8 protein-coding genes and 1 rRNA gene are annotated in these 13149 nt (G+C 38.3%); 4 read left to right on the top strand and 5 right to left on the bottom strand.

Going from position 1 to position 13149, the window contains the following annotated elements; genetic code table 11:
- Window positions 1-13 precede the first annotated feature (13 nt).
- Window positions 14-130, top strand: a 5S ribosomal RNA gene (gene rrf, locus CUS_RS12290).
- 294 nt (window positions 131-424) lie between these two features.
- Here rrf and CUS_RS12295 read toward each other — a convergent pair.
- The 5 genes from CUS_RS12295 to CUS_RS18720 form a co-directional block, all read right to left on the bottom strand.
- A complete protein-coding gene (locus tag CUS_RS12295; protein ID WP_002851315.1) occupies window positions 425-1051 on the bottom strand; it encodes a putative bacteriocin export ABC transporter in 627 nt (208 codons plus the stop codon).
- Between the two features lie 2 nt (window positions 1052-1053).
- On the bottom strand, window positions 1054-3153 hold the full coding sequence (locus CUS_RS12300; protein ID WP_002851281.1) for a hypothetical protein: 2100 nt from the start codon (window positions 3151-3153) through the stop codon (window positions 1054-1056).
- A gap of 86 nt (window positions 3154-3239) precedes the next feature.
- Window positions 3240-3578, bottom strand: coding sequence for a lactococcin 972 family bacteriocin (locus CUS_RS12305; protein ID WP_002851297.1), 339 nt, complete (start codon window positions 3576-3578; stop codon window positions 3240-3242).
- A 429-nt stretch (window positions 3579-4007) separates the two neighbouring features.
- Window positions 4008-4439 carry an IS66 family transposase gene (locus tag CUS_RS12310; RefSeq protein ID WP_002851276.1) on the bottom strand — a complete coding sequence of 144 codons (432 nt, stop codon included), beginning with the start codon at window positions 4437-4439 and terminating at the stop codon, window positions 4008-4010.
- A gap of 729 nt (window positions 4440-5168) precedes the next feature.
- Entirely contained in the window at window positions 5169-8096 is a 2928-nt protein-coding gene (locus CUS_RS18720) for a BspA family leucine-rich repeat surface protein (protein ID WP_002851225.1), read from the bottom strand.
- Between the two features lie 531 nt (window positions 8097-8627).
- Here CUS_RS18720 and CUS_RS12325 point away from each other — a divergent pair.
- The 3 genes from CUS_RS12325 (at window position 8628) to CUS_RS12335 (ending at window position 13000) form a co-directional block, all read left to right on the top strand.
- Window positions 8628-9245: a flavodoxin family protein gene (locus CUS_RS12325; RefSeq protein WP_002851209.1), complete on the top strand. Its 618-nt coding sequence runs from the start codon at window positions 8628-8630 to the stop codon at window positions 9243-9245.
- A gap of 282 nt (window positions 9246-9527) precedes the next feature.
- Window positions 9528-11813, top strand: coding sequence for a YceG family protein (locus CUS_RS12330; protein ID WP_002851263.1), 2286 nt, complete (start codon window positions 9528-9530; stop codon window positions 11811-11813).
- 2 nt (window positions 11814-11815) lie between these two features.
- Window positions 11816-13000 (top strand): toxic anion resistance protein, encoded by a 1185-nt coding sequence (locus CUS_RS12335; protein WP_002851240.1) that lies wholly within the window; start codon window positions 11816-11818, stop codon window positions 12998-13000.
- The last annotated feature ends 149 nt before the right edge of the window (window positions 13001-13149 follow it).

The raw sequence follows: 13149 nt of genomic DNA on the forward strand, positions 1-13149 counted from the left end.
CCTCTTCAATTTAGTCGGTGATCATTGAGATGAGGTCACACCTGTTCCCATGCCGAACACAGAAGTTAAGCTCATCTTCGCTGAAAATACTCGGCGGGCGACCGCCCGGGAAAATAAGTTGTCGCCGACACAAAACCTAAAAAGACTGATGATTTTTTCATCAGTCTTTTTTTGATTTAATCTTGATGAGTGCAGCGATGAGGACGAATAATCAGCAAGGCGAGTTGTTTCGACAACTCGCTCCTGCTGTATCCTGCGTAGTGGAAAAGAAAAAGCCCTCAGAAACGCTTACAGAGCGTTTCTGAGGGCTTGCGTTTATTCGTTTCAATAGGGTTTGTGCCTGTTGCGGTATGCTCCACAATTCTGATTATGAATTATGCGGAACGGAAAATGAGTGCTCCAATAGGCTTAGGGAACCGTCTGATCAGCCGATCTTAATTATCCTATCACATTGATCTGCAACATACGTATCGTGAGTAACTATTATCACAGTTTTGTTATCTTCTTTATTGAGTCTTCTTAATGTTTTAATAACAATATCTCTGTTATCAGGATCTAAGGATCCTGTAGGTTCATCTGCCAGAATGTATTTTGAAGGTTTTAAAATAACTCTCGCCAGAGCAACTCTTTGCTGTTCACCGCCGCTAAGTTGATATATTTTCGCCTTTTCATATCCATCAAGCCCCACTTTTTTTAGTGCATTTCTGATCAATTCCTTTTTATTTCCCTTTGTGAAACGTAAGGCAAGTTTCAAATTATATTCTACTGTTTCTTCGTCTATCAGGGCATAATTCTGGAAAAGATAGTTGAATTTATAACGTATTATAGAAATTGCTTTATTACTCTGAGGGGTAATATCCGTAAGATCATCTATAGACACTCTGCCTTTATCGACAGTTTCAAGAAGACCTATGATATTAAGAAGTGTACTTTTTCCGCTTCCGCTTGCACCGACTATAGCCACGAATTCTCCGTCATTTATTGTCAGGGAGAAATTTTCATAGATCACTTTTTTACCGTATTTTTTGCTTATCTTTTTTAATACTATCATAACTATCCTCTCTTTGTATATTCAAGAATGCTTTTGCTGTCTTTATAACTGATAAATACAGATGTCAGCAAAACATCAAAAATTATCATTATGATACCGATCAGCAGGACAAGCCAATTTCTGAACAGTACCAATGACACGATCGTAACACTGATATTTGATAATAAAGAATCAACATATATTCCCGAATAACGGTCAATGAAACCATAACCAAGAATTTTTTTCACTGCTATGTGAACTACATAGTGTTTTATATGTATTGTGATATTCTGAATAGATATCATTATCTCTGCAATAAGTGTCAGCAACAGTATAACACTATATATTTTTATCATCATGCTGTTTTGTGCGATTTGGTCTTCAACTGCCTCGTAAATACTGCATGAAACAAACTTTACTTCATCAAGGTCATAATATTTTCCAAAAATATTATTTATTTCAGCTTGGCTGTCCTTGTAATCATCTACATGAATGTAATAATTATCTTGTGCAACTATCTGATAGTCATAATCCTCAGCATTGTTTTCAGTCAATACATACAGTATCGGGTCTTTGATCCTGTTATAATTATCTACAGCTGTATCAACAAGCATAGTAAAATACTCCTGATCGTTTTCGGCCCATATCAGTTTGGTCTTATTTGTCGGTGAAAAGTCCGAACTGAAATACTCTGTTATTTCATCCAGTTTATCTTTATATTTTAATGGGACGATAACGATCGTATCTGTTTCATTTTCTGATATTTCGATATTATCACCGTTTTCATCTTTAACAGGAAACTTTTTCAGATAATTTGTGTTTACTTCTACACTCATTCTTGGGACAAATTCCGTTTGCTTGAATTCTTTGGCATACAATGGCGAAAAATAGCAAAAATCGGCATATATGCCACCTTTTTCATTCAGTTCAATATATAGTTTTTTGAAATTGCTGTAATCCTCATCTGTTTCGCCTGTCCATGAACTATCATTGCTTATAATATAATTCGTGATATAAGCATAGTCATGTATCTTTTCCCAATCATCATATTTGCTGTGATTAAGATTATTATATGAACGTATCTGCGCGATAACGTTTATAGAAAAACCTATAACGACAATGCTGAGTACACTTTTAATTATAATATTGAAACGACTTATGGCTTTTATAGGCAGTCTGTTTTTGACAGCATCACTTATCGAAATGCACCTTAAGTAGACAAATGGAACGGCATTAAGTACAATTGTAAGGATAAGTACAACACCGTAACTTTTTATTATATGCAGAATGAAATCACTATACAAACTATTTTTTTCAGAAAACAAAACTAATGACAATATAATGGCAGATAAAGCAAAAGCCATCGCTTCAAGCAAAGCGATCACCGCAACACTGCCTATACAAAGATCCGTATTATTATACCCAAGTAACTTTTTTACCGCATATTTTTTTGATGACATTATAATATCATAAAATGTAATAACACCGAGAATAACAATAGTGATGTAGACTATTATCATTATTGGTTTTGTCTCGCCCGCTTCACCACGTTCAGATGTATCCTCTGTCACTATAATACCATTAGCACCAAGCTGCTTTTTTATACTATCATAATCGCCGTTATTAGCAGTACATATTATAAATGATTTATTTAATGGATCGGCAGAATTATCAAAATATGTTTTCATTGTTCTGATACTGAATAACATATCTTTTCCGAAGCTGTTGATCCTTCCTATACACTTCGGGTCATCATTTTTTTTAGTTGTAAGATACTTATCAGAAGAACGATCCTTGTCCTCAAAAAAATGACCTTCCCCAAGGGAAATGTCTTCAAAAACGGTATAGTTATATGCCAAAATATTTTTAGCGTAAATACCATCTTTATCTACACTGTTGCAATACAAATTTCCGCCGTATTGCTTTAGTGTATCATCAAGTGTGTTATATATTTTCTCTTTATCGTCTTCTTTTGAAGATAAAAAGACATGACAGGCAAACGTATTCTTTTCACCTATCTTATTAAGTTCAAGTAGATAAGCATTTTTCTCTTGTACATAATCGTTTATGAATACTGTACAAGCAATAACTATAAACAACAGAAAGTATACTATTTTTTTCATTTTATTCCCTTCGCAAAAAAAGAGAGTAAAGAGCGATCATTTATATCGCTCTTTACTGTTCTTATCATGTCTTAAGTTGATCCATACTACTTAACTCCACCCGGATGATCATAATATGAATTGTATTCATCATAGTACAGATATTTTTGTGTTTCTGCTTTTGCCCATTTACCCTTTTTAGCCTCTTTCTTGTCTTTATCCGTAAATCCACCATCTCCGTTCCTTTTTACAATGGCTGTAGCTGTATGCTTTTGTACTTTGCAATAGAAATTTGAATACTGACCTGAAGCAAGTAAAAATCTTGTCATGCCATAGTCAAATTTATCGGTAGAATGACCATAGCCAGCAGAAGCTACAAAAGCAGTTGTTGTCGCCATCGTTGTTGCGGCTGCAAAGGTCAAGATTTTCTTCGCGATTTTGTTCATGTTTAATTACTCCTTATCGTTATGTATTACATCATTACCCAACCCATACCACGGTTAATGTCGTATTAAAAGCTGTTAAAATATCCCCTCCTCATTCTTGTGGCAAAATACATTGAAAAATCCTATAAAAACTTTGCTTTGTATAACAATTTGAATTGAAGAATAATGCAATTTTATTATAACACCACAGAGTAAATTTGTCAATATGTATAATTAAAATTAGTTTAATTTTAGTTATGCCTAATTAAATACACTTAATTGCTCAAAAAGGCTTATATTCGGTAAATGAGATATATGAATGCGAATTAGCATTTGTTTTTATGTGGAATGTAAAACTTATATGAATTACCGATTTTCCTTGTTCATCATTTGTCCCCCCCAACACCCCCCACCAAAACACAGATCCCCGAGCAGTAGCCCGGGGATCGCTCATATTGCTTTACAAATTTTCTGCACAGATTCGTTCCAAGGCAGAAGTTCTTCAAGTATATCGGGATTGATAAAAAACTCCATGCTCGGCAGAACTGTCAGCAGCAACTCAAAATATTTGAAAACATCAAGTCTGTTTGCCTTAGCAGTTTCTACGATACTGTAGATATCAGCACTTGCTCTAGCACCTTTGGGCGTGTCGCTGAACAGCCAGTTTTTACGCCCAACGGTGAAAGGTCTTATCGCATTTTCAGCGGCATTGTTCGAGATCGAACAGTCACCGTCTTTGAAGTAGTTACCGAGAAATTCCCATCTCTTGAAAGCATATTCAAATGCCTTTCCAAGCTGCGTTTTCGGAAGTACTGTCGGTGCTATCTTTTCAACCCATTGTTTCAGCTTAACTTCGTTTTTGATCTTCGTTATCTCATTCATTCTAATCAACTCCTCTTAGACTTCTTTAGTTATTACTAGTTTAATCTATTTTGAGTTGATTTGGTAGGGTGGGGGATTTTGAGGCGGGTGCGCTATAATCAATAACCGTCAAGCCCTCCGCAAATACAAAATCAAGACCCCGCCGAGATCAATATCCGGCAGGGTCCGATTCGCTTATCGCCTTTAAATTTGAGTTTCATGTCTACATACTTAATTATATCCTATAAGGAAGCAGGATAATCTTCGCGCTTTTATTCATGCGTTCGAATGTATGCTTTAGAGTTCAGTTTCACTCAGTGTATGGTTGATTATTACTGATCTGGGATAAAATGATGTTATACCATTTCTTATTGTATATGGTATATTCTATGACTCTATCTTCCAGAATAAATCGTATTATTTTTTTATCATTATTTAATTCGACTTTATTTACTTTATGCTTTTTTCCAAGATAAGTAACAAGCAATTTTGTATTGCTATTATATATTGTATGACTGAAAACAATAAACAATATTATAACAGCGAATGATATTGTAACATATAAAATCAATATATTATTTTGTGAAAATAAAAGCCATAATAATTCACAGAATAAAACAGTAAGTATATGAGAGATTCTCTTGTTATCAAATAAAAGTTTAACAGAAAAAAGACCGTTACTGTTTTTAAGAATGATATGTTTTTTTACCAGTGTGAATATCACTGAAATCAAACTGAAAATAATAATTATCATGAGTTTTCTCCTTCTTGATTTGAAACCTCTTGATATATTAATTGTTTTAACAATTCAAAATCTACCTCGGTTTCGACAATTGCTATTTGTCCATATTTTGGATCTCCCAAAAATCTATTGATATATCCAGGTGATGTCCATTCTGTGGGATAGTAATCACGAAGCCACTGATCGGTTGTACATATATTTGAGAAACATATATATCCTCCAGTTGCATCAATAGCTTCGTACAATTCCTGCTGCTTCTTATCTGTAATTATTTCATACAATGGCGTTGTCAAAAAACCAGCAAATGAAAGAGCAGAACCCACCTTAGGATCAGCCTTCAAAATTATTACTAATACGCCAGCTAATGATATAATATCAATTGGTTTTTCAAGGTATGGAACGTCTACTTGTGTGTAATTAACAGCATTAACTTTTATTGATTCAAAGTTTTCTTCATCAGTTATTATTGCAAGTTTTACGTATACGTTGTCACATTCTACCTGAGATGTTTTATATGTCTGTCTTCCCCCATTCGGCGCATACAACCAGTTATCCTCCGAAATATGGATCTCATATTCGCCCTCGTTATTATTAGTTGGGTTATTGACGAGTATCATATATGCTGAATCTTGTTCAAGTTTAAAGACATATGTTATCTCTGTGAAATCGTCAGAAAGTCTGATTTCTACAGGTTCAGTTACCTCAGTTTCAGTAGCATTGAATATCTTAACAGTAGATTCATAATCGTCAGTCGTATATCCTTCACCGTACTTTGTTTCCTTAGTGCCTGTTATAGTAAAAGCAAAGTAGCTGTTTTTGGAAGTGGATAAAGCGAATGTGGCATCAATACCTACGTTTCTTTTTCGTATAGCGATAATTTCGTTTTTTCTGGGTCCATTCTTATCCTCCGGAGAAACAAGTGTAGAAGAACCTCTCATATTCATGCCCAAATCTTCAAGATCTGGTATTTTCGGATTTTTCCCGCTAATGCTTTCGCTGTCATCGATCCAGCTGTCAATAATAGGGGCTATAGTATAACTCGATACATTTTCTTCCTTTTCGTAGAAATCTTCAATACCATCCCCATCAGAATCTGTATCATTAGGTATGTAGATAGTCACCGCATGTTTGATAGCGTTTGCTGTATCCCATTCGCCGTCAACTCTTGCCGCGATCGCTAGCTTGTAGCTAGTACCCGGTGTCATGTTCTTTGGAGTTGTGTAAGAAGTGGTAGTGATATCCTGTTTCTGTATTCTCCATTTGCCTGCCAGATATAAAGCGATGCCGTATCTGTCAGCGTCCTCGACTTTGTCCCATGTTAATCTTCCCTGGTGATATATCTGGTTGTATTCAAACTTTATGTTTGTAGGGTATGTGAGTTTGACAGTGCCAAAGAGTTTATAAGTGTTTTTACCGTTGTTTTCAATAACTGCATAATCACCATTACCGCTGATAACAGTTTTAGGGTCATTAATATTCACCCAGCCGTCACCGTTAGGGAGTACGGCGTCTTCTTTAATATTTTTAAAATTCTCACTAAGAGTAAGTGTGTTCAGCTTTTCACAGCCAGCGAACATATCATACATATATTTTACTTTGCTTGTGTCGAAACTACTCAAATCAAGTTTTTCTAAGTTTGAACAACCATTAAACATATTGTTCGTACTTGTAACATTACTTGTATCAAAATTACTTACATCAAGTTTGGTCAGTCCAGAACACCCCCAGAACATACCTGCTATCGTTGTGACCATGCTTGTATCCAAACTGCCCAGATTAATTGATGTCAAACTAGAGCAATTTTCAAACATATAACTCATATTTTTTACATTGCCCGTATCAAACCCGCTAACATCAAGTGATGTCAGGCTGGAACAATTATAAAACATACTGTTAATGTCTGTAACATTGCTTGTATCCAAACTGCCCAGATTAATTGATGTCAAACTAGAGCAATCTTCAAACATATAACTCATATTTTTTACATTGCCCGTATCAAACCTGCTAACATCAAGTGATGTCAGGCTGGAACAATCGTAAAACATACTGTGAATGTCTGTAACATTGCTTGTATCAAAATTACTTACATCAAGCGATGTCAAGCCGGTACAACCACCGAACATATAATACATATTTGTAACCTTGCTTGTATCAAAACTGCTTACATCAAGTGAGGTCAGGCTTGTACAGTAATTGAACATATATGACATATTTGCAACATTGCTTGTATCAAAACTGCTTACATCAAGTGAGGTCAGGCTTGTACAGTAATTGAACATATATGACATACCCCCAACCTTGCTCGTATCAAATCCACTTAAATCAAGTGAAGTCAGGCTTTCACATCCAGAGAACATATCACTCATTTTTGTAGCATTGCTTGTATTAAATGAACTTAAATCAAGTGTGGTCAGGCTTTTACAGTAATTGAACATCCCACTCATATTTGTAACATTGCTTGTATCAAATGAACTTAGATCAATTGAAGATAATTCATCACAACCATCGAACATTCTACTCATATCTGTAACATTGCTAGTATCAAATCCGCTAACATCAAGATCGGTCAGGTTGAAACAGTCATAGAACATATCAGACATATCTGTAACCTTACTTGTGTCAGCATTTGATAGGTCGATAGAAGTACAGCTAAAATCATTGAATAGCCCATAACAATTTTTCGGCAGTACTGTTCCTGCTTCAGCTATGACAGATTTTATTTGTCCGCGGTTATTTATGTTAGCAATCCATATATCAGTATTGTTTACCTCACCCCTAAGCGTAAGCACACCAGTATTTTTATCAAAAGTATAGCAAACCTCTCTAGCCGCCTGCGCGGTTATGCACTGTGATATCATAGGCGCACAATTGCTAACAGTACCACCAAACACAAATGTCAGCGAGAGAAGCCCCGCTATGATCTTTTTACTCTTCATTTTTATATCCTCCTAAACTTTCCTTACCGATACGGCAGAACGAATTATTCAAAATTGATAATTCGTACATTATATTGTACCATAACCAAATATTGCATGTCAATAATATAACATATTATTCGATGTATTTTACTTAAAAATATAATTTATGAAAACAAAATATCAGTGTTATATACAAAAAGCTTTGTATCCCACAATGCGCAGATACAAAGGCTTATTTAATATTAAATTGGTCAGCAATATTGTCTGTTTGTTGCGGTCATTCGGGTTCGTAGGGTGTTCGATTAGGAAGTCCTATAGCAATCCAACTATTTAAATTCACAAAATCCGGTCGCTAAAGCTCGGATTTATGGGTTTTGTGACCGGATTTTGTTTGAATTTTAAGGCGGATTGCTATAAGTCAAACTGAAATACCGCCATCGCACTTACTGATGATTTTTCATCAGTCTTTTTTTCTTGATTTATTTTATAAAATGTGCTATAATTTAAAAGTAAACTTTGGTTTATATATTATGATCGGAGGTACATTTTATGAAAGTTCTGATGCTTAACGGCAGTCCCAAGTCAAACGGAAATACAGCCCTCGCACTTGCTGAGATGGCGAAAATCTTTGCTGCTGAAAATGTTGATGCTGAGATCGTTAATGTCGGCAATAAAAATATTCGCGGCTGCCTTAGCTGCAACGGCTGTTCTAAAAAGGGCTGCTGTGTTATCGACGACGGAGTTAACGATATCGCTGAAAAACTTAAAGCGGCTGACGGTCTTGTTATCGCATCGCCTGTTTATTACGCTTCTGCTAATGGTACGCTTGTTTCATGTCTTGACAGGCTTTTCTACAGCATTCAGTGCGATTTACGCATGAAGGTGGGTGCTTCTGTTGCTGTTGCAAGACGCGGCGGCTGCTCTGCAACATTTGATGAACTTAATAAATATTTTACTATTTCGGGAATGCCCGTTGTTTCAAGCCAGTATTGGAACAGCGTTCACGGTGCTGCACCGGGACAGGCATCTGAGGACGCTGAGGGCCTTCAGACAATGCGTACTCTCGCCAAAAATATGGTTTTCCTGATGCGTTCGATCGAATTGGGTAAGAAAGAGTTTGGTCTGCCTGAACAGGAAGAACATGTATTCACAAATTTCATAAGATGATTTCTTTACCGCGCCCTTTATTAAGGTGCGGTTTTGTTATAGGTCGATTTTCACAATATCATCATAAATGATTTGGTTGAAGTGCCTAAGTATAACGCTGGTTATATAGATAAATTAACGAATTGAATACCAAAGTGTGAATAACTCTTGACTTTTATTTGCGGTTTAGGGTATAATATATAAGGTTAATTGTGCCAATTTTTTAAGCACGAAACTTTAGAAAAAAATTGCCCGCGGCGGGCATCTGCTGCCTGCTGACGGATATATTAAGGGTATGTCTGAATGTTTGAGCATAAGAAATTAAGAGGGCTTGACGATTACTTTAAAGAACTTAACGCAAGACCTGAAAAATGTGTTTATTTTTACCGTATCTGCGGATATAATGAGCAGGTCGCAGAATTTATAAAGAGGTATTACGAAGCCGCAAGAACAGGCGGTGTCATTATCGAGGGCAGGATACCTAATCCCGATAATAAGAACCTTGCCTATTTTGAAGAAATGATGGGCATGGATTTTAAGATGGACTTGAATTTCCTGACCATGAAGCTGAAAAAATGGCTCCCGCGAATGAGTGATTATCAGCGTGATACCGTTGCAGGGTCTATCTATAACACCCTAGCAACTCTGCGCAGTCAGGGCAAAAACGATAATATGCTGAAAAACTGCTATATCAAGTTCATGTGCTGGCTGTATTATAAGTTTGAGCGTGTGACTGCTCAGCTGGGCGAGAACAAAGTGCCCAAAATATTGTATGAAGGCGATATAAGCAACTACGAACTGCTGTTGATAACAGTGCTTTCAAATGCGGGCTGTGATGTCGTCTTGCTTGAGTATAACGGTGATGAGGGCTATCTTAAGGCTGACCCTCAGTCATTGGTGTCCTATAAGCTGGATATCGCAGGACTGAGCGCTTTCCCTGACGGCTATAGTCTTAGGGGTATGCGCGATATGCAGCAGGCTGAAGCGAGCAAACAGCGTCTTTACGGACCTGCACCGAAGTTTTCCAACTGTACCAATGCCTGGATAAGCGGCGAGCAGGATCATATCGCTGAATTTAAAATGCCTGTCAGCGCGCGCGGCAATGACCCGAAGCTGTTTTACAATATCTATACAAGGATAAATGGCGTCTGGGATAAATTGACCTATCTGAATGACCTCTACCAGATGCAGCTGGAGATCAAAAACAGCGGCAGGAGAGTCGTGATCGTAGATGAAGTCATTCCGCTGCCAACACCGGACGAGATAAATAATGTTCCCCGCAAATACTATAATAAACCCGAACAGATGATAGCCGACCTCGCTCTTCAGATACGCTACGGCAATAATATCGAACTGCAAAGGGTAATGGTCAAGAGCTTTGTTGATACCATGCTCGATGAATGCAAAAATGAGAGCAATAATCTCAATAAGCTGACCAACAAGGCTGTCTACCTTATCTGCTGGCTGAAAAGGTATATGGCTCAGCTGTTTGCCAACTGGCGTATGCCCGAAGTCGCATGCTTTATCTATATGGGCGGCTGCCGCAACGAGAATGAGGCGATGTTCATGCGTTTCATTTCAAGGCTGCCTGTCGATGTGCTGATACTTCTGCCAAACCTGAATGCGGAAAAATGCTGCCTGAAAGACAAGCTGCTGTATGAACAGAACTGCGCTGAAACACTTGATGTGAAGAAATTCCCCGCAGAGAACACTCAGCTGCAAATGGCGACGCTTGCCTATCATGCCGAACGTGAACTGGATACGCTGATGTACCATGATTCCGGCATCTACCGCAACAGACAGTATTCTAAGGCTAATGCCGTAACACTTAAAACAATGTACGAGGAAATAGCTATCCTCTGGAAAGAAGAACTTAAGTACAGACCGAATTTCAGTACAGTTGACGATGTGGTGAACATGCCTGTGCTGTTTGCAAAAGTTTCGGGCGTTAAAGATTCTGATCTTGAACAGTACTGGGGCAGCATAAAACAGCTGCTCACCCCCGATACTTTCCTGATAACTCAGGCACCGTATATAAGTTCTGACAGCTATAATGAAATGAAAAGTTACAGCACAGAATTTCTTAAAAGAGGTGTGCTGCAAAGAAATGTCATCAAAAATCACCCCAGCTTCCGCTACGGCTTTTTGCGTGACGAGATACAGGATCATATCCTTGATAAATTGCAGCTGCTTATCGACAGCCGTATGATAAAAGGTACTTTTGAGAACGGCACCGAATATACGATAGTTGCAACTGTAATGAATATGAATATGGATCTTGTCAGGAAGATACAGAGTTTTGACTTCACCAAGACCAATCCGAAACTGATATACATCAATTCGGGTGAGCGTATGATCTCGCTCGAAGATTCGATCATTGTTGCATTCCTCAACCTGATAGGCTTTGATGTGGTGTTCTTTGTGCCCACAGGCTACCAGAGCGTTGAAAAGCATTTCAATACATTGATAATGGAAGAACATCAGATAGGTGACTACGTTTATGACCTTAACGTTCCCGATCTGAGAAGATTTGTAGTCAAAAAACAGCCAACTTCATGGCGTGACAGAATATTTAAGAGAGGTAAATAACTATGGGACTTGATTTCAGCAAGGCAGCTCCACAGGCTGCACCGACCGCAACACCGACAACAAACGCAATGCCAACTATGGCAGCAGCTCCCGTTCAGCAGGATACTGAACTGGCAGTGGTAGAAAAGTACGACATCGTGGCAGACAGAGAGCAGATGACCACTGAACTCGTCAACTCGCCCGAAGTAGATGCTCTTGTAAGCACTATCGAACTGGACAACCTTGATTCTATCGTATCTTTCGGCGCTGAGGCTGCCGATGAGATCTCAAAGGCTTCCGATCAGGTGCTCAACAGCATGAATATGTCACAGATCGATGAAACCAGTCAGCTGATGCAGACACTTGCAAGCATTATGTCAAAGTTCGATGTTGACGAGATAAAGGACGATCCTTCGTTCTTCAAAAAGTTCTTCAACAACGCAAGAAAGCAGCTGGATAAGATACTCTCCAAGTACCACACTATGGGCGATGAAGTAGATAAGATCTACGTTCAGCTGAGAAAATATGAGGACGAGATAAAGCAGTCCAACAGAAAACTCAATACCATGTTTGAGGCTAACGTGGGCTTCTATCACGATCTGGTAAAGTATATCCTCGCAGGCGAGCAGGGCTGTAAGGAACTTGAAGCATACATCGCACAGAAGCAGGATGAGCTTGCAAAGACAGGCGATAACTCCATACAGTTTGAGTTACAGACACTCAATCAGGCACTCATGATGCTCGAACAGAGAGTTCAGGATCTGCGTACTGCCGAGAACGTTGCTATGCAGTCGATACCGATGCTCAAGACTATGGAGTTCTCCAACTATAATCTGGTCAGAAAGATCAACTCCGCATTCATCATTACCCTGCCTATCTTCAAGCAGGCTCTTGCTCAGGCTATATTGCTCAAGCGCCAGAAGATACAGGCTGAGTCGATGGCTGCACTCGACCAGAAAACTAACGAGATGCTTATAAAGAATGCTCACAACACTGTTGAACAGTCCAAGATGACCGCAAGACTGGCATCAGGCAGTTCAATACAGATAGAAACTCTCGAAACCACATGGAAGACTATCATGAACGGTATCGAAGAAACCAGAGGCATCGAGGCTGAGGCACGCAAGAAGCGTCAGGACGATAAGATCAGACTGGAAGCTATCAAGCAGGATTTCAAGGCTCACTACGATGTGCCCGTTAAAAAGTAAGCTATCTGTAAAGTGCAACCATTAGTTGCGAAACTTCCACTGCTTGTCGCTGGACAAGCGCGGAAATTTCTGCTATAATTGCAATTACAGAAAGATAAATGGGGCAATACCCCAAGACAACAAGGCGAAAGCCAAATGATCCAAAGGAG

It is taken from the genome of Hominimerdicola alba 8, assembly GCF_000178155.2.
In the GTDB taxonomy this organism is placed as follows: domain Bacteria; phylum Bacillota; class Clostridia; order Oscillospirales; family Ruminococcaceae; genus Hominimerdicola; species Hominimerdicola alba_C.